Consider the following 23,793-nt stretch of genomic DNA (forward strand, 5'->3'; position numbering starts at 1 on the left):
TCATTAAGCTGCCCCCTGGTCGGAGAGCTTTTCATCTGTGCGAGATTCTAAATCGCTCGCATTATGCCATTTGAGCAACCACAACGCAGAGCCCCGCAGGGGCGACTGATCATTTGCACCTGCTGCACAGCAGGACTCTCACTCTTCGTGTCCACCCAGTACCTGACGTTTCAGGTTGTCCTCCCGGCCATCACCTGAAATAGCAAAGTCCAGCACCTGGGTGCGCGCCTGAGAGCAGCCCTTCGCCAGATGGTGCAGGAACCCTTTCGATGCGTGATCCATGGAAAGCGCTTCATGGAGGGGGGATTAGGCTGGCATCCAGGGCTTAGAGCGGATTTATGAAGTGGGACCTGTGCTCCCAGGGCGCTGTTGGTCTAAGTCGCGGACGATTGTGCATTCGGTGGAATGCTGCAGGGAAGCGATGCCGGGCAAACCGATCAAAAGGCCCGGTAGGCGATGGCCAGTCGAATCAGTTGCGATGTGTTTGGATAGTGCAACAGCCGCTCCACCAGGAAGCCACTCACCAAGGCGACGCCCAGTAGCACTGGCATGGGGATTCCCTCAACTTGCTGCCGGACATTCTGTTTTTCCTGCCCGACAAGAGCCAGTACGCTGCGGCGCTGGCGATCCATGTCTCGTGAGCAGTCCTGAATACGCTTATTTAAATGTTTCACGGACATCGTCTATTGCCTCCATCACCTGCTGCCGCGTTTGCGTGAACCCCAGTAGGGTGCGAAGACGGTTCTGGTACAGCAGGATGGCAGTAAGGATAGCGAGCTGGGCAAGGAAAAAGGCCGTAAAGCCGATATAGACTGACTGCGAGAAGTAATATGCGAGAAGACCAAGCCCGGCACAGGTGCTGAGCAGGAATGCGATGGCGAGAGGCAGCAGAACCAGACTCAGAGCGACGATCCGCTTGCCGGCTGCCAGTGTCCGCTCGAACTCGAGTCGCATCAATGTCTGCAGGTTGCCTGTCCAGGCAGTGGCGAGCGTCAGTGCGGCCTCTGCACGAGCCAGTGTCGATGGCTCCTGTTCCTCAGTCTGCTCTCCAGGATTACCTGGAGGCGACTGCCCGGTATCGGTAAACGAATACCGGCCGCGCTCCTGTGCGGCCGGGTCGGGATTCTCTGTCTTTGTGTCGGACTGTTTCTCGTCCTTCATCGATTTCCCCATCTGCTTTTGTTAGCGACTGTCTGGAAGTTGCTGCTGATGTGTAGTCGGTTCCTGTAACTCAGCCGTTATTTCAGAATCTTGGAAATCAGCCAGCCGGCGGCGAAGGCACAGCCAACACTGACCAGAGGGTGACGTTGGATCGATTCCTCGAGGCGGTGTTCCATGTCGGTAGCGCGGTGCTTGCCGCGTTCTACGGAAGAGCGTGCACGGTCTCTGAGGTGTGCCGCTTTATTGGCTGCTTGCTCCCTGATGTGCGATGCAGTGTCAGAGGCAGCTTCACCAGCCAGGTTATAGGCTTGGTGCAGCTTTTCCTTGCTGGACGAATTTGACGATGGTTTTACGCTTGCCATGAGATCACCTCCACAGTTTTCTGACTGTGGGGGAATCGTAGAGTCGCGCTTGGCGGATCCCACGGGGAAAAGCCGTGTCGACATCAAAGGTTTGTGACTGGTAAGCCTGCATCGTCGGCCGAGAATATGACGCTGTGGGCAGTCATCGGAGCAGGTTAAGGCAGTTCGCGCTCGATGCTTCCATCGTCATCTGGCAGTGAGTCACATTACAGTGCGTGTGCGGCGATTGATTGAACGCTGATCGAAAGTTGATCGAAAGCGCCGTGAAATCTACCAGTGAATTAATGAACGAAAGAGAGGTGAGCAGGTGATGAAGGTTTTCAGTCTCTGTGCACCCAAGGTTACCGGGGTTTTCAGTGCGCTGTTATTGCTGTTGAGTGCTCCTTTAGTTGCACAAGAGCGTTACGTTTGTCGCCTGGGAAACAGCGAACGGGTTATCGAGGTAATCCAGGTGAACCCTCCGGCAGGGCTCCCCTGTGAGGTGCAATATACGAAGCCCTCTGGTAGTCAGACGCTGTGGCAGTCACAGTATGAGGCGGGCTTCTGTGAGGCCCGCGCACGTGAATTTGCCGAGAAGCAGGCGGGATGGGGTTGGAACTGCGAGCGGCAATCGGCTCCCGCGGATACAGTGGAGGGAGTCATGCCGGATACGAATAATGAGAGAGATTAGCGAGTGCCTGATGCGCGCCAGTCGCAAATATTCTTGACCACGCCATCGAGCAACCGTTGGCGGCTCTCGCGGCTGATCCAGGCGCAGTGGGGGGTGATGATCAGGTTGGGAATATCATCTTGCAATAGTGGATGATCCTCCGGCGGGGGTTCCACGCTCAGCACATCGAGTGCCGCGCCACCCAGCTTGCCACTGCGAAGCGCCTCGGCAAGGGCCGGTTCATCGATCAGTCCGCCGCGGGCGGTGTTGACCAGCAGTGCCCCGGGTTTCAGCTTCGCTAGAAATTCTCGATTCACCAGCTTGTCGGTCTGCTCTGACAGTGGGCAATGCAGGCTGATGACATCGGCCTTGGCCTGTAGCTCTTCAAGCGGAATACGTCCCGCTTTCTTTTCGCCGGTGAAGGACTCCGCCAGAAGAATATTCATCCCCAGGACTCTGCCCAGCTCTGCGGTCCTGCGGCCGAGATCACCGTAGCCAACAATGCCCAGATTTTTTCCCGCCAGCTCCATCACCGGGTAATCCAGCATGCAGAACACCGGCGAGTTACTCCATTGCCCCGCTTTGACGTCGCGATCATACTGGTGCAGCCGGGTGGCCAGGGCCAGTATCAGAGCCAGTGCATGCTGGGGTACCGAGGCACCGGCGTAGCCCTGTACGTTGCGCACCGGGATGCCGCGCTCGGCGGCCGCTTCGAGGTCGACGTTGTTGGTGCCGGTGGCGCAGATACAGATCAGTTTGAGCTTGCCGGCCCCGTCGATCAGCTCGCGATCCAGCACTACCTTGTTGGTGATGACCACGTCGGCTTCGGCGATACGCTCGGCGACCTGCTCCGGTGCAGTCGCTTCATAAAAGTCCCAGTGATCGAGGCTCGATTCCAGTGCTCTGGTATCGAGTTCTTCCGGTTTCATGGTCAGGGTATCGAGAAAAACGCCGCGCATCGCCGTTGCCTCCACTTCTTAATATTCTTGCTTTTCCCTGCGCCGCCTTATCGGGCGATCAAATAAAAAGGGCGAACTCAATGTCCGCCCTTTTTCGGTGTGCTGCTGGTTACATTACCCGCATGCCCGGCTGTGCGCCGGCGTGGGGCTCCAGAATCCACAGGTCTTTGCCGCCGGGACCGGCTGCCAGCACCATGCCCTCGGAGACACCGAAGCGCATTTTGCGTGGGGCCAGGTTGGCGACCATCACGGTGTGCTTGCCAATCAGATCCTCGGGGTTGTAGGCACTCTTGATGCCGGCGAATACCTGGCGGCTCTCACCACCGAGGTCCAGGGTCAGCTTCAGCAGTTTGCCTGCGCCCTCCACATGTTCGGCATTGGCGATCAGGGCGATGCGCAGGTCGACCTTGGCAAAATCATCGAACTGGATCTCGTCGGCGATGGGGTCGTCAGCAAGAGGGCCGGTTGCCGGCTTTGCCGCTTCCGCCTGCAGTTGCGCCAGCGACTCCTTCGCCGCCTCCAGAATCGCGTCCACCTGCTGCTGTTCGACCCGCTGCATCAGCGGTTTGAACTTGTTGATGGTGTGGCCGGCCAGCGGAGTAGTAGCAGAATGCCAGTCGACCTCGGTGCCGAGGAAGGCTTCCGCTTTCTTGGCTGTCTCCGGCAGCACCGGCGCCAGCCAGGTGATCAGCGCGCGGAACATATTGACGCCCTGGGAGCAGATCGCCAGCACTTCCTCCTCCTTGCCTTCCTCCTTGGCCAGGGACCAGGGCGCCTTGTCGGCGATCCAGGCATTGGCGGCATCGGCCAGGGCCATGATTTCGCGCATGGCGCGGGCGTATTCGCGGCTCTCGTAAAAATCGGCGATGCGCGGAGCTGCCTCCACAAACTGGTTCCACAGAGCCTCATCGGCCAGTTCGGTGGCAAGTACGCCGCCGGACTTGCTGACGAACTTGGCGGTGCGGGAGGCGATGTTAACCACTTTGCCCACCAAGTCGGAATTCACCTTGGCGATGAAGTCCTCGAGATTCAGGTCCAGGTCATCCACGCCGCCGGTCAGTTTGGCGGCGAAGTAGTAACGCAGGTACTCCGGGTTCAGGTGATCCAGGTAGTTGCGCGCATTGATGAAGGTGCCGCGGGACTTGGACATCTTCTTGCCGTTGACGGTCAGGAAGCCGTGCACGCACACCTTGGTAGGGGTGCGGAAGTCGGCGGAGTCCAGCATGGCCGGCCAGAATAGGGCGTGGAAGTTGACGATGTCCTTGCCGATAAAGTGATACACCTCGGCGTCACTGTCTTTTTTCCAGTAGTCCAGCCAGTCCAGGCCTTTTGCGTCACAGTAGTTCTTCAGGCTGGCCATATAGCCGATCGGCGCGTCTAGCCATACATAGAAGTACTTGCCTGGCGCATCGGGAATTTCAAAGCCGAAATAGGGCGCGTCGCGGGAGATATCCCACTCCTGCAGGCCTTCGTCCAACCACTCGGACAGTTTGTTGGCCACTTCGCTCTGCAGGGTGCCGGAGCGAGTCCACTGCTTCAGGAAGTCGGTGAATTCCGGCAGGGTAAAGAAGAAGTGCTCGGACTCCTTTTCGATCGGTGTGGCGCCGGAAATGGCGGAAACCGGATCGATCAGCTCGGTGGGGCTATAGGTGGCACCACAGGCCTCGCAGTTATCGCCATACTGGTCCGGCGTCTTACAGCGCGGGCAGGTACCCTTGATGTAGCGGTCGGCGAGGAACAGCTCTTTTTCCGGGTCAAATGCCTGGGTAATGGTGCGTGATGCGATGTGGCCGTTGTCCCGCAGGCGCTTATAGATCATCGCCGACAGCTCACGATTTTCATCGGAGTGCGTCGAATGATAGTTATCCACACCAATGAGGAAGTCGGCGAAGTCGCGCTCGTGCTCCGCCTGCATATTGGCGATGTGCTGCTCCGGGGTCAGGCCCAGCTGTTCGGCTTTCAGCATGATGGCGGTGCCGTGGGCATCGTCGGCGCACATATACAGGCAGTTGTGGCCGCGAGCACGCTGGAAGCGGGCCCAGATGTCGGTCTGGATGTACTCCAGGATGTGCCCGAGGTGCAGGGAGCCATTGGCGTAGGGCAGTGCACTGGTGACGAGGATGTTACGGGCTTGGGGGCGCGATTCGGACATCGATTTTTCCATGACAGACAGTTTCCGGCCGCCCTCGGGCGGCCCCTGAAAAGACCGGCGAATATAGCAGATATGGGGCCTGCGCGGCACCCGCCGGGCGGCGCTGGCACTGGCGCGGGGCATCCCGCACAATGCACCAAATTTTGACTGAGAGCGGAACAGGGGATAGTGACGTGAGCGAACACGAGCATCATCACGGCGACCTGCCAGAAGGCGCACAGGCGGAACTGGAGCGTCTGGCGGAGTGCCTGGGCAGCCTGCACGATCCGGCCACCGGCAGGATACTGGATGAACTGGATGCGGATATCGAAGTGGGCTACGAGGACGGCACCGTGCTGGTGGGTATCAGCCTCGGGTACCCCTGTGTCAGCCAGGAGGATGACTGGCGCGAGCGGGTACAGGAGGCCTGCATGCCGACCCTGCGTGGCGGTCCACTGGGAGAGGCGCACCTGCAGTTCGAGCTGTTCTGCGAGATACCCACCACTGAGGCAGGTGATGTGCCGGAGCACCTGCGCGGGGTGAAGAATATCGTCGCCGTCGCCTCGGGCAAGGGTGGTGTGGGCAAGTCCACGACCGCGGTCAACCTGGCGCTGGCACTGGCTGCCGAGGGTGCCAGTGTGGGGATGCTGGATGCGGATATCTACGGCCCCAGTCTGCCCACCATGCTCGGTACCGAGGGGATAAGGCCCGAAGTCAAAGAGCACAAGTTCTTTCTGCCGGTGGAGGCCCACGGACTCAAGACCATGTCCCTCGGTTACCTGCTGACCGAGGATACCCCGGCGGTATGGCGCGGCCCGATGGCCAGCGGCGCCCTCAACCAGATCCTTACCCAGACACTATGGTGCGGTAACGGCGAGGAACTGGACTACCTGATCGTGGATATGCCCCCGGGTACCGGGGATATCCAGCTGACCCTGGCGCAGAAGACCCACCTGGCCGGGGCCGTAATCGTCACCACCCCGCAGGATCTGGCGCTCCTGGATGCCATCAAGGGGGTGGAGATGTTCCGCAAGGTGTCGGTGCCGGTGCTGGGCATCGTGGAGAATATGTCGCTGCACACCTGCAGCCAGTGCGGGCACACCGAGCCGGTGTTCGGCAGCGGTGGTGGTGAGAAGATTGCCGCGGACTACGACACCGGCCTGCTGGGGCAGTTGCCGCTGGCCATGTCGATCCGCGAGGGCACCGACCGCGGTCTGCCCAGTGTCATCGCCGATCCGGAGAGCGAAGTGGCGGAGAGCTATCGTGAAATCGCCCGGCGGGCGGCGGCGGAAATCTGGCTCAGTACCGAGGAGGGCGCCGGGCCGGCCATCGAGATTGGTTGACCAATCCCGACATCGGCCCTGAAGAACAGAGGGTCAGGCTGACTGGGCCTTGCGGGCCTGCTCGGCCTGCTGGCGACGCTGCTCGTACTTCTCGCGGCGGCGAGCTGCGGTGATCTCGCGGGCATCGTGGCCGATGTGTTGTTCACCGCGCTGCCTGGCCAGCTGGATCTGTTTCTCACGCTCGCGGTAGCGGGCGCGATCGGCCTCTGACACCTTGTCGTAGCAGTGCGGGCAGCTGACCCCCTGCTCGAATTTCGGCGACTGCATTTCCTCTTCTGTAACCGGCATCCGGCAGGCGTTGCACTGCTGATAGTTGCCGCGCTCCAGGTCGTGGTTCACGGTGACCCGGTCGTCGAACACGAAGCACTCGCCTTTCCACAGGGTCTCTTCCTTCGGCACTTCCTCCAGGTATTTGAGGATGCCGCCCTGCAGGTGATAGACCTCGTCGAAGCCCTGTTCCTTCAAAAACGCGGTGGATTTCTCGCAACGGATACCGCCGGTGCAGAACATGGCCACCTTTTTATGTTTCTCCGGATCCAGGTGCTCCTTTACATATTCAGGGAACTCGCGGAAAGAGTCGGTCTTCGGGTTGACCGCATTTTCGAAAGTGCCGACCTGGTATTCGTAGTCGTTGCGGGTATCGATCAGCAGCACCTCGGGATCGCTGATCAGTGCGTTCCAGTCTTGCGGCTTGATGTAGGTGCCGACGGTCTGGCGGGGGTCGATGCCCTCCACACCCATGGTGACGATCTCGCGCTTGAGCTTCACTTTACTGCGCAGGAACGGCATCTCCTCGGTAAAGGATTCCTTGTAATCCAGCTCCGCCAGACGCGGGTCGGATTTCAGGTGCGCGAGCAGCGCGTCGATGCCTTCGCGTGAGCCGGCAACGGTGCCATTGATGCCCTCTTTGGCCAGCAGCAGGGTGCCACGGACCTGATTTTTGAGCATGACATTCAGCAGGGGTTCGCGCAGCGATTCAAAATCGTCCAGTGAGACGAACTTGTACAGCGCACAGACTACGATCGGATTCATGGTTTTACCTCTTGCGGGCCGGAGCGTAAATCCGGGGCAAACAGATCCCCGGCAGGGGCCGGGAGCGAAAATCGCCGCGCATTTTATCCTAGTGGAAAGGATTTGTCGTACATTTATTGGACAGCGACTTGTTATTGACCAGTGGGCCGCAAGTTGTCAAAGTTGCGTCAACTTTACCCCCTGCCCACAGCGAGGCTGTTCCCATGGAAGAAGTGTTTGTTCCCAAAGAGTCTCCCCTGAGCCGGACTTATCAGGAGGGGGATGTCACCGTCCAGATCGATATCTATGAAGATGGCGAAGGTGCGTGGCTGCTGGAAATCGTCGACGAAGATGAAAACTCCACGGTGTGGGAAGACCCTTTCGACTCCGAGGAGGAGGCCCTGGAAGAGGCCCTAGAGGCTCTGCGTGACGAAGGAATCGAGACCTTTGTCGGCCCGGTCGAGGAAGAAGACGAGAGCTGGTAACTGTGTGGAGGTCTGGTCCCTCCCCAGACCCGCTTCCGCTCTGGTTATAACGACCGGAAGGTCTTCCCTTTTGCTGCGGTATTGATCGCCAGGCCCCGCATGCGGCAGGGCCTTTTGTTCCCCTGCTTCCTCTCCCTATCTCTATTTGCCATTTTATGGGACCAAGCGGCCCGGCTTGCGGTAAACCGCCAGGCGCCATTGACAATCCCTGCTATGGTTAAAGAGTGAAGGGAATCGCGACAGTGTGACAGCACACGACCCAATCGCGGTGCCGCCCGGAAACACCAGGAGTTTGTGTTTTCGGCGGCACCAATTGGCATCAGCGAGCGGTTCCGCGATCCATGACTCTATCCTCTCAATTTCCCCGGTTTGCGTCTTTGCGCTCAACCTTCGTTGTGTTTTTTTTGTCATTGCCGACGGCATATGCGGTGCCGGTCACTCTTGCGGACAAGCGGATACTGGAAACGGGGCTAGCGGAGGCGCGCCTACTGGCCGAGCTACGTGGCTTCGCCCTTATTGCCGGCCGGCACTGTATCGGCTGCGATGAAAACACGGCGCTGTATGTCCGCAAGATCGCACCCCGCACAGGCTTTGTGCAGCGAATTTCCGAGCCGGCGGCGCGCTATACCTATCCCGGAAATTATCGCGATTACCAGAGCAAAGCGCTGGTTGAAAAAACACGCTTTTTTTACGGACGCTGCTATGAGGGGCAGTCTGCTCTGCTGTGGCTCAGCGAGTACCGCGGGCCCGGGGGCTGGAATCGCGATACCTATCTGATTCTTTTTGGCGAACGGGGACTGGAACACCGCTACAGCACCCAGTACCGGCCGGAGCTTTTCCATCTGGGGCACAGTGAATGTCGGGAACTGCCCGGAGTCGACGCTGAAGTCGAACCCTAGGGGCAATCGGCAGGCAAAAAAAAGCCCCGCTCGGAGGCGGGGCATTCAGACCGCGGTTAGCCGCGGTTTTTAGGGTTGTTCCCTTCGTGTGTCGGTTACTTGACCGGCTTAAAGACAATCTTCAGTTTCTTCTTACCCCACTTGCGGGCTTTCTTGATGTCTTTCTCCATCCACACGTCGATGCGGTTGGTGAAGCGCTTGTTCATACGGTCGCGGACGGTGTAGGTGCCGGGCAGACCTTCAATCTTTACCTTGGCGCCGTTAGTCAGGCCGTGCTTTTCGAGGTCGCGGGATACGGCGATGACCTTGTCACCCGGGCGCAGGCGGTTGTTCCAGGCAGCTACCCAAGGATCGTCATCAGTCTGGCCGGGCACTGAGTTGTAAGCAGTTGCGTGAACGGTCATGGTCTTTTCCACTGCCGCAGACGCGTTCAGGCTCAGAGAGCCGGCCAGAACGGCTGTTACAAAAAATACCCAATTGCGCAGAGTCTGTTTCAACATGTCCCGATACCTCCGAGATTCAAACGGTCACAAGCCAAGAGTTGCTTGTGAAGCTTCCAAGTACTTTTGGAAATAACTGATCAATATTTGAACAGTGGTCGCTATATTACGGGTCGTGGCCGGGTTATCAAATTTTTCTGCGCCGGAGATGCAGGTTCGACCGGGTGCGCGTTTTTTGGCCAGAGAATGGCAAGCCATCTCAATTTGCGGGGGGAGTAGGGGAAATCATTCTTTCAAATACGGATTTGGTTGATAAATGATCAGCTGTTGCCGGTCATAGGAGAAATCGAATCCGCCGTCGCCTGAGCGTAATGACAGCGATGTCTTCCTAAAAAATTCCGCTGGCGGTTGGAAATCCGGTTTCTAACCCTTGCCTCAAAAGTAAAAAATTCTCCCCAAGTTATTTGTGACTTTAAAGTCAAAATCAGGGCAGAGTGGGCGACCCGGGTGAAATATCCGAGGTTTTTGGGGAGATGAAGGCATGTCAGCGGTGTCATCGCACATTGTCAGCGATGTCTTTGGGGAGATCGCGGCAGGTCAGAGGGCGGTGGTCGTGGCCCTGGCGGGCGGGTTCAGCTGCTCGCGCAGTGCCAGCAGGTAGGCCCGATCCTCTTCCAGGTCGGCGAAGCCGTGCTCGGCATCCAGGTCCACGGCCTTTTCCAGCCAGTCGACGGCTTCCACCAGGTTGCCCTGCCACTCGCAAACCTGGCCGAGGTTGAAGTAGGTGATGGCCAGGTTGTGCCATTCCTTGCGGCTTGCCAGATCAGAAAGGGCGCCCCGGTAAAGAAAGTAGGCATTGCGGAGCAGATCCGCCTGCTTGCCGCCCTCTGCTGTTGCTGCCTGTTGGTGATAGGTATGTGCCAGCGCCGAGCGTACCCGGGCGGGGGAGTGGGTCAGGGTCTCGCCGCTGTCGAGAAAGTCGAGAACCGATTCAAATTGCGCCCGGGCAAGGGGGTAGAGGTCTGGCCGCAGCTCGCCGCCGAGGGCGCTGAGTACGATGCCATACCGGTAGCGCAGGTTGTTCTGCTCGCGGGGCTCGTCCGACAGGGCGGCGATTGCCTGCTCGTAGAGGGGCAGGGCGGCATCGTAATCGCCCTCCATCGCCAGGGACTCCGCTTCCGCCACCAGATCAGGGGCCGATTCCGCAGCGAAGGCAGTGGGGGCGAGCATGACTGCGCAGAAGATCAGGGGCTTGAGGAGGTTCGACATAGCTCTAAACACGGTATTGAGTTTTGCCGGACGCGCTTCCCTCGCGCCCGGGGGCACATCACTCAGTAAACCGCGAATCGGCCATTTGTGCCAGCAATCCTTGCAGCGGATGGCGCAATGTCACACCCGCGAAGCGCTTGCTCTGGCAGCGACAGGAATAGCCGCTGGCCAACAGTGACTGATTATCGCCATTCAGCCGCGGTGCCCAGGACTGTTGGAAGATGGTGCGGGAGGTTTCCCGGTTAGCGGTCTCGTGCCCGTAGGTGCCGGCCATGCCGCAGCAGCCGAGTCTCTCGGTGGTCAGTTCCAGCCCCAGTGCCGCGAAAATCGCCTGCCAGTCCCGCAGGGAGGCTGTGGCGTTGGTCTGCTCGCTGCAGTGGGGCAGCAGGCGGAAGCTGCCGCTGATGACCCGCGGGCGCTGCCGCTCCAGGTGTTCGCGCTGGCTTGCCAGCCATTCCTGCAGCAGCTTTACCTCGGGGGCGCCTTCGCCCAGCACTTTGCGGTACTCGGAACGGTAGGTGAGCGTCATGGAGGGGTCGACACCCACCAGGGGAATGCCACTGGCGGCCAGTTCCTGCAGCATGTCGCTGTTGGACTGGGCTACGCGGCGGAACTGGCCGAGGAACCCGTGCACATGCAGGGGTTTGCCGTTGGCGCGGAAGGGCGCCACCAGCGGATAGAAGTCCAGCTGCTTCAGCAGACGCAGGGTGTCTGCCACTACCTGGGCGTCGAAATAACTGGTGAACGCGTCCTGGACGAGGATGACCGCGCGACTGCGCTGCTCCGGGCCCAGCGCCGCGATGCAGGCGGGTCGGGCGACAGGCACGCCAAGCTCCTCCATTTCGTCGCGCAGGCTCTTGCGCGACAGTTCGGGGCTGTCCGCCAGGCCGAGTCCTCGCTCCATCACCCAGCGGACCGGCGCCAGTTTCAGTGGCCAGTTATACAGCTGCGGGGCACGGGACAGGTGCGGAATGACGAACTCGAGCGCGCCGACGAAATAGTCCTTTAGCGGCCGCAGATAGCGGCTGTAATAGAGCTCGAGGAACTTGGCGCGGAATTCCGGCACGTCTACCTTGATGGGACACTGTCCGACGCAGGACTTACAGCCCAGGCAGCCCTGCATGGCTTCGTTGACTTCGTGGTTGAAGTCGTACTCGCCACGGGCCCAGGCGAGGGAATTCTTGATGCGCCCTGGCAGGCCGACAAAGAAGGACTGTTCGCGGAATTTCTGGCTGGCCTCTACCGGGTCCACATCGCGGGCGCTGAGCAGCCGCAGCCATTCCCGCATCAGCGAGGCGCGCCCCTTGGGCGAGTGAATCCGTTCCCGCGTGGCCTTGTATGACGGGCACATGGCGGAGTCCGGATCCCAGTTGAAGCAGGCGCCGTTGCCGTTACAGTGGACTCCTTCACTATAGCCCTCCCAGACCTGTACCGGGATTTGCCGGTCGCGCTCACCACGGGTAGCTACCCCGTCCACTTTGAGCAATCCGGAGGCGCGGCTGGGAGTGGCGATCTTGCCCGGGTTGAGCTGGTTACGGGGGTCGAAGGCCGCCTTGACCTTTTGCAGTTCCGCGTACAGCTCGCCGAAGAATTCCGGTGCGTATTCGGAGCGAACCCCCTTGCCATGTTCGCCCCACAACAGGCCTTTGTATTTCTGGGTCAGGGCCACGACCTTGTCGGTAATGGGCCGGACCATGGCGGCCTGTGCGGGGTCCTTCATGTCGATGGCCGGGCGCACGTGCAACACGCCCGCGTCGACATGGCCAAACATGCCGTATTGCAGCCCAGCCTCATCGAGCACTGCACGGAACTCGGCGATGAAGTCCGCAAGGTGTTCCGGGGGTACACAGGTGTCCTCGACGAAGGGAATAGGGCGCTTTTCACCCTCGGCATTGCCCAGCAGGCCAACCGCGCGCTTGCGCATGGCCCAGATACGGTTGACCTCGCCGTGCCCGCGGGCGACGGAGTAACCGAAGCTCTTGCCCGGCTGGCCGACGGCACTATCGATCAGGCTGGTGAATCCCTGCAGGGCGGTTTCCAGCTTCTCTTCGGAATCCGCGGTGTATTCGACCAGATTGATGCCGCGCACGGCGCGCTCATCGGTGGGGAAGAATTCACTGACGCTGTGCCAGACGATGTCACCCATGGCCAGCTGTAGCACTTTGCTGTCGACGGTTTCGATAGAGGTGGGGCCGGCCGCCATCAGGTCCTTGGCATCCCGCAGGGCATCCTGGAAGTTGTCGTACTTGAGGTTGACCAGTGCCACGCACTTGGGAATCGGCAATACGTTCAGCTTGGCTTCGGCGATAAAGCCGAGGGTGCCCTCGGAGCCGCAGAGCACGCTGTTCAGATTGAATTGCGCCGAGTCTCCCTCGCCCTCGCGCAGGTGGGCCAGATCATAACCGGTCAGGCAGCGGTTCAGCTTGGGAAAGCGCTGCTCGATCAGCGCCGCCTTGTCCCGGGCGATCTCGTCACAGGCGCGATGCACGCGGCCAGCGCGGTCGTCACGGGCGGTGATTTCCGCCAGCTCACGCTCGCCGACCGGTCTGGAGTGCCACAGGGCACCGCCCAGCAGAACAGTGGAGAGTTCCAGCACATGGTCGCGGGTCTTGCCGTAAACGCAGGAACCCTGCCCGGACGCGTCGGTATTGATCATGCCGCCGATGGTGGCGCGATTGCTGGTGGAGAGTTCTGGCGCGAAGAACAGCCCGTGCGGCTGGAGTGCCGCGTTCAGCTGATCCTTGACCACGCCCGCCTGTACCCGTACCCAGCGCTCCTCGGCATTGATCTCGAGAATCCGGTTCATGTGCCGGGAGATATCCACGACCAGTCCGTCGGTGAGTGACTGGCCGTTGGTTCCGGTGCCGCCGCCACGGGGTGAGAGGACCACCTGGTGGAACTCCTCCCGCTCCGCCAGTTCCCCCAGCAGCTGCAGGTCATGGGTGTCGCGCGGGTAGACCACTGCCTGTGGCAGCACCTGGTAAATAGAGTTGTCTGTGGCCAGCACCGTGCGGCTTGCATAGGTGGGGCTCAGGTCGCCGCGAAAGCCCGCGTCGCGCAGGGCCTTCAGAAACTGCAGGTACAGGGCCTGAACCGGATCGACTTCACGCAGTGCTGGGATCATGGGGTTTTCCGTGACTCACAGGAGGTCTGGCATTGTAGCGGTGGCGTAGTGTGGCGCAAGCGGGTCTCCCGGTCACTGTCGCCAGCAGGACAGTGACGGGGCTGACATGCGGTCAGTCTAAAGTGGCGACACCGACCTGCGTTATACAAGATTAATTCTTGTATAAGTTTGGGTGTGAGGTTATAAACCTTGTACAGCTTTCAAAGAGTGTACAAGGGCGATGAAGATTGAGTTGCTGACCGACAAGATCCCCGTGGGCATCAGCCAGTGCGCCATGGGTGACCCGGTTCGATACAACGGTGGCCACAAGCACAGCAAAGTCTGTACCCAGCTTCTGGGTCGGGTATTCGAGTATGTGCCACTGTGCCCCGAAGTGGCGATCGGAATGGGAGTGCCACGCCAGCCCATCCGCCTGGTGAAAAGCGATCCGTCTGCGGATGCGGAGATTCGGGTGCTGGGGGTGGATGATCCGACCCTGGATGTCACCGAGCCATTGAGGGAATACGCCGATAGCGTGGTGCCAGAGTTACAGCAGGTGCGCGGCTACATCTTTATGCAGAACTCCCCCAGTTGTGGTCTCAAGGGGATCCGTCGCTACCTGCCCAATGGTCACGGGCATGACAGTGACGGCATGGGCGTATACGCCCAGCGCTTGCGGGAGCGTTTCCCGGACATGCCGATGGAGGAAGTGGGGCGGCTCAACAACAACGAGATCCGCGAAAATTTCCTGACCCAGGTATTCGCCTACGACGCCTGGTTCCGCTACGTGCATGAAGATCCGCGCCCTGCGCGCATTATCGAATTCTTCACCGCCTACAAGTACCTGTTGCTCGCCCACCACCAGCAGAAAACCCGCGACCTTGGTCAGGTGCTGGCCAATTCAAAAGGACGCGATCATGAGGAGCTGGCGCTGGAGGTGCGTGCGCGCATGATGGAAATCCTGACCCACATGGCCACGCGCAAGGACAAGACGAATGCGCTGATGCACAGCCAGGGGCACCTCAAGGGTTACCTGAGCAAAGAGGAGAAGGCGGAGCTCACGGAATTAATCGATGAGTACCGCCGCGGGCTGAAGCCGGCCTCGGCGGTACTGACCCTGCTGCGCCACTATCTGCCCCGCACGCCCCACAGTTTTATTCACAACCAGATGCTGCTGGCGGCAGAACCGGCGGAAATGGGTCTGTGCGATTTTCACTAGCCGGTGGCTGGTAAAGGTTTTGCCCGCCCGGGGTGCCTGGTCTTCCAGGCGGCAGTAAAGATTTTGTGGAGATGAAAAACCGTGTCTGAAGCAGAAACACAGACGCACAGCGAGACGGACAAGCAGGTTGCTGCGCCGTCGGCTGAAACTAACCTGACCATTGGGGAGGTCGCCCAGCGAACCGGCGTCAACCCGGTAACCCTGCGGGCCTGGGAACGCCGTTACGGTCTGTTGATACCGGGACGGACGGGCAAGGGTCATCGCCTCTATAGCGAGCGTGACGTGAGCAGGATTCGGGATATCCAGTCCTGGCTCGCTCGCGGAGTGGCGATCGGCAAGGTAAAACCGTTGCTGGAGAAGCCGGGTGAACCCGCCCCGGCAGAAGACAGCTGGGCGCAGCTGGTGGCAGATACCCTGGCGATCATTGAGCGCCTGAGCCCGGCGGAACTGGAGCGACACCTGGAGCAGCTGCTCTCCGCTTACCCTTTACCCCTGTTGCTGGATCGCTGGCTGGCGCCGTTGCAGCGCAAGTTGAGCCGCCAACATCGTTTTGGCAATAGCGTCACCCAGGCCCTGTTCTGGCGTCACCTGAACGAATTGCTGGCGGTAAACCTGCGCGCGGCCCGGCGCAATCGCAAACGTGGCCCGGCCATTGGGCGGCTGTTATTGCTCACCTTCCCGGGCAGCGAGCAGGCGGTATTTGCCCAGTTGTTTGAGGCGGCGCTGACGGACCTGGGGTTTGAAGTGATTGGACTGGCGCCGGAGGTGGAACTGGGCGAGTTGGCCTTTGCCGAAAAGAGCCTGCATATCGATGGTGTGCTCTGCTACAGCCATCACGCCCTGCCGATGGCAATTCTCGGTAGTGGGCTTGAGCGCGCTCGCAGGGGATTGCGCGGGCCCCTGTGGTTCGCCGGGGGCTTTGTTGAACTGCAACAGCGGGATCTGCGCCGGTTAACGCAATCGGGATCGAACCGGCTGTTGTCTGGTAACAGCACCGAGGTACTGCAGCAACTGCGGGAGCAATTCTCATGAGTGACAGGTTCGAGCACGAGCGCGGGCTGGTCTGGTTCCGCACCGATCTCAGGGTTCATGACAATACGGCGCTGCACCGGGCCGTCCAGGCCTGTCACTCGATTGCCGGCGTCTATATCGCTTGCCCGGAGACCTGGCAGAGTCACGATGAGGGCGACAACCTGGTGGCATTCCGTCTCGCCTGCCTGCGCGAATTACAGGAGTCCCTGGGTGAGCGGAATATCCCCCTCTACTTTCTCGAGCTGAAGCGCTTCGACCAGGTGCCAGAAGCGATGGCCCAGATCGCGAGAAAGCTCGAGGTGAGCGCTGTATTTGCCAATGCGGAGTACCCGGTCAACGAGCGGCAGCGGGACGAGGCGGTGCGACAAGCGCTCAAGCAGGTTGATATCCCGATCGAATACAGCACCGACAGAACCCTTGTCCCTCCGGGCGCGATCAAGACCAACAGTGGAGACGCCTACAAGGTTTTCACGCCCTTCAAGAGGGCCTTTATCGACCAGTGTGGTGGGGGGGATTTCTCGCCACTGCCCGCGCCGCGAAAGCGGGAACCTGCGGACTGGCCCAGCTGGTTACAGGTGAAGGCAGAGGAAAACCTGCGGCAGACAATTCCTGCCACAGTGGCAGGCTACGACGCGGTGGCGCAAAAAGATGGCAAGCTCCTCGGCTGGGAACCTGGGGAGAAAGCGGGCTTGCGCCGATTGCGGGAATTCGAGGAAAACATCGATGCCTACGAGGATGAGCGGGATTATCCGGCCATCGATGGCACGTCGAAGCTCTCTCCCTACCTGAATGCCGGGGCGCTCTCGGTGCGTCAGTGCGTGCACATGGCACTGGAATGTAACCGCGGTCGCTGGAAAGGTGGCAGTGAGGGCATCGACTGCTGGCTCAGTGAACTGATCTGGCGCGAGTTCTATACCCATCTGATCGTGGCATATCCGCGACTTTGCAAACACAAACCCTTCAAGCCCGAGACCGAGGGCGTGCCCTGGTCTGGCGATGAACTGGCGTTCCGTCGCTGGTGCAAGGGCAAGACCGGTGTGCCCATCGTCGATGCGGCCATGCTGCAGCTGGAAAAAACCGGCTGGATGCACAACCGCCTGCGTATGGTAGTGGCCTCGTTTTTAACGAAAAACCTGTTGATCGACTGGCGCTGGGGCGAGCGCTATTTCATGAATCAGTTGATTGACGGCGACTTCGCTTCCAACAATGGCGGCTGGCAGTGGGCGGCATCGACCGGCACGGATGCGGCGCCTTATTTTCGTGTGTTTAATCCCTACAGCCAGTCGGAGAAGTTTGATCGTCACGGCGAATTTATTCGTCATTTTCTGCCACAGCTAAAAAAACTCAGCGACAAAGAGGTGCACTGCCCGCCACCCACCGAGGGTTACCCGCCGCCTATTTGTGATGTAAAGGAGACGCGCAAAAAAGCCATCGAAGCATTTGCCGACCTGAAGGGTTAGTGATTACGACAGCTTAATTGACAACGGCACACTCGACCGTCTGGCATCTGTAGGGCAGAGAACTCCAGTGATCGCACGCTGCAGAAATTTTGACCAGTTCGCTGTCTATACTTGCCCAATCGCGACCAGTGCAAAGGAGTGCATTATGGGATTCACGGCAAGATCCATCAGCCTGGCGGTGGCACTGGCATCCGCATCGGCGAGCGTCGTTGCCGACAGTGTCACCACCGGGCTTTACCGCAACTTTGTCGTCTTCGGGGACTCCCTCTCGGACAGCGGCAACGCCGGGATTTTTACCAGTGACGATCCTGATGGTGAGACACCCCGCCAGCCGGCGATCAGTTTCACCGCGCAGCGGTTCGGGCTCGAGCCCCTGACTCCTTCCTGTTTTGGCCTGGGCCCGGCTTTTGGCGGTGCGGTCCCCTGCTATCCGGCGGCGGGAACGGTGGCAGAGCAGGTGGCACAGATTACCGGCTCGGTGCTGACCAATGGCAGCAACTGGGCGGTCGGCGGCAATCGCACGGCGGATGTGCTGTTGGACGTCGTCGGACCACAGCGTTTTGTCTCCCTGTTTCCCGACACCACGGTGGCCGATCACAACAGTCTGACCACCATATTGCCGGACTCAACCCGCTGCGGCGAAGACGGGGTGTGCGATCCTGCTGCAGGGGAGAGCCCTTATCTGCCACCGGCAGAGTTGATCGCCGCAGTCTCCAGTTTTGGCAACCCGGCGGCCCTGCAGGCCCTGGTGGATGATCCGAATAACGGTATCGGTCTCACCGGCGTGCCCAATGCCCTGGGGCAGGGATATCTGCAGCGCAACAGCGTTTCCCGTGACACGCTCTATTACCTGAATGGCGGTGGCAACGATATCGTCGCCAATACCATTGCCGGTACCATCAGCCCTGCGACCATGGAGCGCGCCGCCAATTTTCTCGTCACCGCTGCGGCAGAGTTGCGCGCTGCCGGTGCCAAGTATGTGGTGGTTTCCAACGTGCCGCGGGTTGGCAATACGCCACTGATGAATGACCTGGGGCCGGCCGCGGTTTCCGCAGCAAACTCAGGCACAGCACTGTTTAACGAAGAGCTGCGCGGCCAGCTGCTGTTTGTTGGAAACGTGCTGATTCTGGACACTGAGGGATTTGCGGCCCTGGCGCTGGAGCGTCCGGGGTTGTTTGGCTTTGCCGATATCGACCAGGCCGCGACCTGTTACAGCGCTGGTGGATGCGCCAATCCGGATCCGGTGTTCAGTGAAGTGGGCAGTGCCCCCAATGCCGACAGGCTCTATTTCAACGACGGTGTGCATCCAACCCTGGCAGCACAGGAAGTGCTCGGCGATTACTATTACTCCGTGCTGAGCGCTCCCGCAGGGTTCGCGATCCTGCCGGACCTGGGCTACCAGAACACCCGCGCCCACCAATCGAATATCGATCAGCACCTGCTGTCGCAGCGTTTCCGCGAGCCCACCACCACGGTATTTTTCAGCGCCGCCTGGTCCACGACGGAGCTCGGTGGTGGTCCGGCGCCTAACTATAACGACGATGCATGGGACGGTTTCTTCGGCCTCAGCTTCAATGCCACCGACAATTTCGAGTGGGCACTGGCACTTTCGTATAGCAGTTCCGATTACCGTCCGCGGGACTGGTCGCTGGAAGCGGATAACGTGAATTTCAGCTGGTTGGCCCGCTGGCATGATGAGCGCTGGTTTGTGGACGGTGGCCTGACCTACAGCGACATCGACTACGATGACGTCAATCGCCACATCTATCTCGGTCCTTACACGACACAGATCCAGGCGAGTACCGAGGGCGATGCCAGTAGCGTGTTTGTCCGCGGTGGCTTCGACACGGCGCCGGCACTGCCCTGCCAGATCGGTCCCTTTGTCTCGGTGGCCTGGACTGATGTGGATGCAGATCGCTTCACCGAGCGCGCCAACTCCGACCTGACCTATATCAGTGCCATCAATGGGCAGACAGTCGATCCTATCGGGCTGCGGGTTGGCGGCATCAGCCGGGAGTACTGGCGCTACCGTGCGGGCTTTTTCTATAACGCGCCCGAGGAAGCCGACTGGCGCTGGTTCGGTGAAGTCTGGGTGGAAGCCAATGACGGCGACGACCAACAGGACGTGAATATCGGCATCAAGTCCATTCGCGGCAACAATGCCAACCTGGCGGCCTACGATAGCCGCAACTCGGGTTATTTCCAGAACGGTGGCGGTGCCATGGTGGGGCTTAATATTACCGATCAGCTGCAGGTGAGCGGCACGGTGCTGGTGCGCCCGGAGGATACACTTGGGGGACTGAACTTCAGCTACCGGTTCTGATTACGCCCGTTCAGTTGGTCCGGCGCGACTGCCCGGGTAAGGACAGTCGCCAGGCCCCTGGCGCAGAATTTTCTGCGGTATGGACCGGAAAAAAGCCGGGGGAATGCGAAATCCGCTTCGAGATCGGGCATCAATTACCTGCGCGGTTGTTAAGTTAGGCAGTATCGATAACAACCGGATAGTGAAGATGTTCAAGCCAAAGTTCAGCCTGCCGAGTGAAGCCCTCAACCGAGCCGACGCCGATGTCTGGGCGGTCAGCACGCGAGCCCACGAGCTGGCCGACAAGGGTGAGGACGTCATCTTTCTGTGTGTAGGTGATCCCAACTTCGATACCCCCGAACCCATTCTCGACTATACCCGCGCACGCCTCGGTGTCGGCCGCACCCACTATTCCCCCGACGCCGGCGAGCCGGTGTTGCGCCGCGCCATCGCCACCATCGAGAGCAAGGTTTCCCCCCATCCCTGTAGCGCCGATGACGTAGTGGTATTCCCCGGCGGCACCAATGCGATCTATTCCGTGCTGGCCTGCCTGCTGAACCCGGAAGAGGAAATCGTGATTCCGGAGCCGATGTATATCGGCTACGTGCCCATTTGCGATGCCCTGCGTTTGAACGTCAAGCGAGTCGCCTGCCCGGCGGAAGACAATTTCGCCTTCGACGTGGAGTCCATCAAGGCCGCCATCGGCGATGAGACCCGCGTGGTGATGATCAATACCCCGGTGAACCCCACCGGTGCCATGGCAACACCGGAGCAGCTGCGGGAGCTGGCGGCCTATTGTCGCGAACGCGACGTATGGCTGGTCAGCGATGAAATGTATTCCATGATCACTTTTGCCCGTCGTCACACTTCCCTGCGCACGGCGGCCGAGCATCTGGACAACGTGGTTGTGATCGATGGACTGAGCAAGTCCCACGCCATGAGCGGCTGGCGCCTCGGCTGGGCCGTTGCCCAGGGAGAGCTGGTGGAGCGGCTGGCCCAGTGGGCCGGTGCAACCATGTTCGGCTGCCCGCAGTTCATCCAGGAGGCGGCGGCGTTTGCACTTGAGTTTGACGGTTACTTCGTGGAGCAGATGCGTTCGGCCTATGAAAAGCGTCGCGAACTGATTGTGGAGCGCATCAGTAATATGCCCGGCCTCAGCTGCTATGCGCCGGATGCTGGCATGTTCGTGATGGTGGATGTGTCCCAGGTGGCGGAATCCGGGGAAGCTTTTGCGTCTGCACTGCTGGATGCCGAACGGGTCTCCGTACTGCCGGGCGCGCCCTTCGGTCCCAGCGCGGTCAACCATGTGCGCCTGACTCTGGCGGCAGACGAAGCCGATCTGCGCCGTGCGCTGGATCGTATCGAGCACTTCGTGACCAGCGACAATCGCCAGGCGGGCTGATCGCGGATTCCCGTTATTGATGTGGCAATGAGGTGCTGCGCCCGCGGCTGCTGTGGGCGCCCCTGTTTCGACATCTGTCGATTGCCGTTATCCTTGCCTTTTCTGTTGTAGAAGAAACAGCACCGTGAAAATCGACCGGCATAACTTAAAAATACTGCAGGCCCTGCAGACCAACGCCCGCATCAGTAACCTGAACCTGAGCGAACAGATCGGCCTTTCCGAGAGTGCCTGTCTGGCGCGGGTTAAGCGGCTGACCAGCGAGCGCTATATCCGCGAGTTTCACGCAGAGGTGAACCTGGACAAGGTGCGTCACGCCGAGTTTTACGTCAACGTGGCCCTGAAGCGGCAGGACGCCCGTACCAGTGAGAGTTTCCGTCGCGCCATCAACGAGATCCCGCAGATCGTATCCTGCGTGAAGATGTCTGGTGAGTTCGATTACATGCTCCGTTTTGTCTGCCCGGATGCGGCGGATTTCAACCAGGTTTCGGAACAGTTGCTGGCCAACGAGGACGCGGCCATCTCCCGCATGACTTCCCACCTGGTGATCGAGAAGACCAAGCCGTTTACCGGCTATCCACTGGAACTGCTGTTCCAGGACTGAGCCCACACAGTCAACGGGTGGACTCCAGTCCACCCGGTTTCCCTTCAGGCAACTCCCATCACAACAGCACCAGTGACAGGCTGCGGTCGAGCAGCCACCAGGCTGCCAGTCCTCCCACCAGGTAGGAGGTGGGCCAGGCCACGACGGCGGTGGCGGAGGCACTTTGGCTGGCTTCCCACAGCTTTACCGGTGGCACTTGCCGTGCCAACCACCAGAGGGCTGCAAGGGTGGTAATAAAAGCCAGCTGGCCGGCTTCAACGCCGATGTTGAAAAGCGCCAGTGACAGCGGAATGGCGTGCTGAGGTACACCGATTTCCGTTAGTGCGCCGGCAAAGCCGAGCCCGTGCAGTAATCCGAAACCGAATGCCACCAGCCACGGCTTGCGGATTGCCAGCGTCGAGCGGCCGCGAACTTTGTGCAGGATTTCGCTCGCCACGAACACGATGCTGAGGGCGATGATGGCCTCCACCGGTGCCTGGGGCACCGATACCCAGCCCAGCACTGCGGCAGCCAGGGTCAGGCTGTGGGCTAGCGTAAATGCCGTAATTGTCCACACCAGTTGTCGCAGGCCGCTCACGAGCAATACCAGTGCCAGCACAAATAACAGGTGATCGATACCCAGCAGGATATGCTCGACACCGAGAGTGAAATAGGTTGCGGCGATCTGCGAGCCACTCCCTCTGGTTTCAACCACCAGCGTGGTCTGGTCCGGCATCAGCCTGGCGACCTGCTCCCGCCCGTCGAGCCACTGGATATGCACCAGTGCGTCGGTCATTGTCTGCTGCAGACCATCGATGGTTACTCGGACATCGGCGAGAGAATCGCTGTGGGATATTTGCCAGGTCTCGGTATAGAAACTGGAAGCAAAAGCACCGCGGGGCGGCGTGACGGGGGACACGCTTTTGTCGAATTTTACGTTGAGGGAGAGCCGTAAGTCGCCACGCGCCGGCACACGCCAGGCCACGGAGAAGCTCTCTTCAGCAGTTTGCTCGATTTTCAGGTAGGCGGGCCGCAGTTCGTGGGACTTGGCCTGGAAGGCCAGCAACAAGCTGAGCACGGCAAATATCAAGGTCACATGGAGCGGTGAGAGGCGATTCATTGTAAGGCCATCTCCTCACTGGTCTGCTTCAGCTTGCCTTCCACGCGCAGTTCATAGGCGTTGCGATAGGTGTCGTACTGCGCTTCTAGAATTTTCTTTTGTTCATCTGTTTGCCAGTCGCGCAGGACCGCCGCGCGGACATCATCAAACTGTGCTGTCCGCTGCGTTTTTACCGACTCCAGAAGCACCAGGTGCAGGCCATAGGCAGATTCGACCGGGCCGCTCCATTCTCCCTGTGGCAGCCGCTGGAGCTGCTCGGCAAAGCCCTCGCCAAATAGCCGGTCCAGGCGATCGCTGGATTCCGCCTCATAGCGTCGTTGCAGCAGGCTGCTATCCCCCAGCTCGTTTTCAGGCGCTCCTTCCCACAGGAGCGCCCTGGCGGTCTCGATGGTGGCGTCGAGGTTCTTATGTGTGTCCCTGTTGAAGTAAATCTGCTGGATCGTCAGTTGGGCCGGTTCCAGGTAGCGCTCGGCATTTACAGCAAAGTAATCGCGAAGGACACGATCCTCGGGCTCGATGGCATCGATCAGGTCTTTGGCCAGGAATTCCATTTTCATCCGCAGGCGCCGCCGGATCACCGTATCGTCCCGATCCAGACCAAGCTTGAGGGCCTCGCGGTAAAGCACTTCCTCACGCACGAAGTTGTCCACCAGCCGGTTCAGTTCCTGTTCGGTGGGTGGGCGTTGCCATCGCCGCTCGAATACTGCAGCCAGGTGGTCGATACGACTCTGTGTAACGACAATTTCATCCTGCCTGGGATCGTCGCTGGAAAAGAACGCACTGACAGCGAATAACAGCGCGCCGATCAGGGCAAAGTGCAGCAACGGTTCGCGAAAAACCGAGTGGCTCATAAGTGACATCCCTTT

General features: G+C 59.9%; 22 protein-coding genes. 10 read left to right on the top strand and 12 right to left on the bottom strand.

Translation table 11 applies throughout. The features are described 5' to 3' along the window. Window positions 1-138: 138 nt before the first annotated feature. The 4 genes from AUP74_RS17310 to AUP74_RS07775 all read right to left on the bottom strand — a co-directional run bounded on the left by AUP74_RS17310 (window position 139) and on the right by AUP74_RS07775 (window position 1,523). On the bottom strand, window positions 139-282 hold the full coding sequence (locus AUP74_RS17310) for a hypothetical protein (protein ID WP_158514549.1): 144 nt from the start codon (window positions 280-282) through the stop codon (window positions 139-141). Between the two features lie 155 nt (window positions 283-437). After that, on the bottom strand, window positions 438-674 hold the full coding sequence (locus AUP74_RS07765) for a hypothetical protein (RefSeq protein WP_145924346.1): 237 nt from the start codon (window positions 672-674) through the stop codon (window positions 438-440). After that, entirely contained in the window at window positions 658-1,161 is a 504-nt protein-coding gene (locus AUP74_RS07770; protein ID WP_145924347.1) for a hypothetical protein, read from the bottom strand. Before AUP74_RS07770 ends, AUP74_RS07765 begins: the two co-directional genes overlap by 17 nt. Window positions 1,162-1,238: 77 nt before the next feature. After that, a complete protein-coding gene (locus AUP74_RS07775; RefSeq protein ID WP_069947080.1) occupies window positions 1,239-1,523 on the bottom strand; it encodes a DUF883 family protein in 285 nt (94 codons plus the stop codon). A 307-nt stretch (window positions 1,524-1,830) separates the two neighbouring features. On the opposite strand from AUP74_RS07775, the gene AUP74_RS07780 reads away from it, so the two are divergent. Then, on the top strand, window positions 1,831-2,193 hold the full coding sequence (locus AUP74_RS07780; RefSeq protein WP_226999914.1) for a hypothetical protein: 363 nt from the start codon (window positions 1,831-1,833) through the stop codon (window positions 2,191-2,193). Here the strand turns inward: AUP74_RS07780 and AUP74_RS07785 are convergent. Further along, window positions 2,190-3,131 carry a D-2-hydroxyacid dehydrogenase gene (locus AUP74_RS07785; RefSeq protein WP_069947082.1) on the bottom strand — a complete coding sequence of 314 codons (942 nt, stop codon included), beginning with the start codon at window positions 3,129-3,131 and terminating at the stop codon, window positions 2,190-2,192. The two genes, AUP74_RS07780 and AUP74_RS07785, sit on opposite strands and share 4 nt — an antisense overlap. 109 nt (window positions 3,132-3,240) lie before the next feature. Further along, window positions 3,241-5,283 carry a methionine--tRNA ligase gene (gene metG / locus AUP74_RS07790; RefSeq protein ID WP_069948760.1) on the bottom strand — a complete coding sequence of 681 codons (2,043 nt, stop codon included), beginning with the start codon at window positions 5,281-5,283 and terminating at the stop codon, window positions 3,241-3,243. A gap of 173 nt (window positions 5,284-5,456) precedes the next feature. On the opposite strand from metG, the gene apbC reads away from it, so the two are divergent. Then, on the top strand, window positions 5,457-6,605 hold the full coding sequence (gene apbC / locus AUP74_RS07795; RefSeq protein WP_226999915.1) for an iron-sulfur cluster carrier protein ApbC: 1,149 nt from the start codon (window positions 5,457-5,459) through the stop codon (window positions 6,603-6,605). 33 nt (window positions 6,606-6,638) lie between these two features. Here apbC and trhO read toward each other — a convergent pair whose 3' ends face one another. Continuing rightward, window positions 6,639-7,637 (bottom strand): oxygen-dependent tRNA uridine(34) hydroxylase TrhO, encoded by a 999-nt coding sequence (gene trhO / locus AUP74_RS07800; RefSeq protein WP_069947083.1) that lies wholly within the window; start codon window positions 7,635-7,637, stop codon window positions 6,639-6,641. A gap of 203 nt (window positions 7,638-7,840) precedes the next feature. Here trhO and AUP74_RS07805 point away from each other — a divergent pair, with 203 nt between their 5' ends. Continuing rightward, on the top strand, window positions 7,841-8,101 hold the full coding sequence (locus AUP74_RS07805; RefSeq protein ID WP_069947084.1) for a baseplate wedge protein 53: 261 nt from the start codon (window positions 7,841-7,843) through the stop codon (window positions 8,099-8,101). Window positions 8,102-8,529: 428 nt separating this feature from the next. Then, window positions 8,530-9,000 carry a hypothetical protein gene (locus AUP74_RS07810; protein ID WP_069947085.1) on the top strand — a complete coding sequence of 157 codons (471 nt, stop codon included), beginning with the start codon at window positions 8,530-8,532 and terminating at the stop codon, window positions 8,998-9,000. Window positions 9,001-9,095: 95 nt separating this feature from the next. Here AUP74_RS07810 and AUP74_RS07815 read toward each other — a convergent pair whose 3' ends face one another. The 3 genes from AUP74_RS07815 to ydiJ form a co-directional block, all read right to left on the bottom strand. Beyond that, window positions 9,096-9,500: a 3D domain-containing protein gene (locus AUP74_RS07815; RefSeq protein WP_069947086.1), complete on the bottom strand. Its 405-nt coding sequence runs from the start codon at window positions 9,498-9,500 to the stop codon at window positions 9,096-9,098. A 537-nt stretch (window positions 9,501-10,037) separates the two neighbouring features. Continuing rightward, a complete protein-coding gene (locus tag AUP74_RS07820; protein WP_069947087.1) occupies window positions 10,038-10,709 on the bottom strand; it encodes a tetratricopeptide repeat protein in 672 nt (223 codons plus the stop codon). Between the two features lie 58 nt (window positions 10,710-10,767). Beyond that, on the bottom strand, window positions 10,768-13,833 hold the full coding sequence (gene ydiJ, locus AUP74_RS07825; RefSeq protein ID WP_069947088.1) for a D-2-hydroxyglutarate dehydrogenase YdiJ: 3,066 nt from the start codon (window positions 13,831-13,833) through the stop codon (window positions 10,768-10,770). A gap of 220 nt (window positions 13,834-14,053) precedes the next feature. On the opposite strand from ydiJ, the gene AUP74_RS07830 reads away from it, so the two are divergent. The 6 genes from AUP74_RS07830 (at window position 14,054) to AUP74_RS07855 (ending at window position 21,828) form a co-directional block, all read left to right on the top strand. Beyond that, window positions 14,054-15,031: a YbgA family protein gene (locus AUP74_RS07830; RefSeq protein WP_069947089.1), complete on the top strand. Its 978-nt coding sequence runs from the start codon at window positions 14,054-14,056 to the stop codon at window positions 15,029-15,031. A gap of 81 nt (window positions 15,032-15,112) precedes the next feature. Next, the gene (locus AUP74_RS07835; protein WP_069947090.1) at window positions 15,113-16,063 is read left to right on the top strand and encodes a MerR family transcriptional regulator; all 951 of its coding nucleotides are present in this window, start codon (window positions 15,113-15,115) and stop codon (window positions 16,061-16,063) included. Next, window positions 16,060-17,523 carry a deoxyribodipyrimidine photo-lyase gene (phrB, locus tag AUP74_RS07840; protein WP_069947091.1) on the top strand — a complete coding sequence of 488 codons (1,464 nt, stop codon included), beginning with the start codon at window positions 16,060-16,062 and terminating at the stop codon, window positions 17,521-17,523. The genes AUP74_RS07835 and phrB overlap by 4 nt, the downstream gene beginning before the upstream one ends. Before the next feature lie 145 nt (window positions 17,524-17,668). Then, on the top strand, window positions 17,669-19,846 hold the full coding sequence (locus AUP74_RS07845; RefSeq protein ID WP_069947092.1) for an autotransporter outer membrane beta-barrel domain-containing protein: 2,178 nt from the start codon (window positions 17,669-17,671) through the stop codon (window positions 19,844-19,846). 187 nt (window positions 19,847-20,033) lie between these two features. Then, window positions 20,034-21,227: a pyridoxal phosphate-dependent aminotransferase gene (locus AUP74_RS07850; protein WP_069947093.1), complete on the top strand. Its 1,194-nt coding sequence runs from the start codon at window positions 20,034-20,036 to the stop codon at window positions 21,225-21,227. Window positions 21,228-21,351: 124 nt separating this feature from the next. Continuing rightward, window positions 21,352-21,828, top strand: a complete 477-nt coding sequence (locus AUP74_RS07855) for an Lrp/AsnC family transcriptional regulator (RefSeq protein ID WP_069947094.1) — start codon at window positions 21,352-21,354, stop codon at window positions 21,826-21,828. A 58-nt stretch (window positions 21,829-21,886) separates the two neighbouring features. On the opposite strand, the gene AUP74_RS07860 is transcribed toward AUP74_RS07855, so the two are convergent. Then, complete coding sequence (locus tag AUP74_RS07860) at window positions 21,887-22,927, bottom strand: HupE/UreJ family protein (protein WP_069947095.1); 1,041 nt, start codon at window positions 22,925-22,927, stop codon at window positions 21,887-21,889. After that, complete coding sequence (locus AUP74_RS07865) at window positions 22,924-23,778, bottom strand: peptidyl-prolyl cis-trans isomerase (protein WP_069947096.1); 855 nt, start codon at window positions 23,776-23,778, stop codon at window positions 22,924-22,926. Before AUP74_RS07865 ends, AUP74_RS07860 begins: the two co-directional genes overlap by 4 nt. Window positions 23,779-23,793 lie beyond the last annotated feature (15 nt).

It is taken from the genome of Microbulbifer aggregans (genome assembly GCF_001750105.1).
In the GTDB taxonomy this organism is placed as follows: Bacteria; Pseudomonadota; Gammaproteobacteria; order Pseudomonadales; family Cellvibrionaceae; genus Microbulbifer; species Microbulbifer aggregans.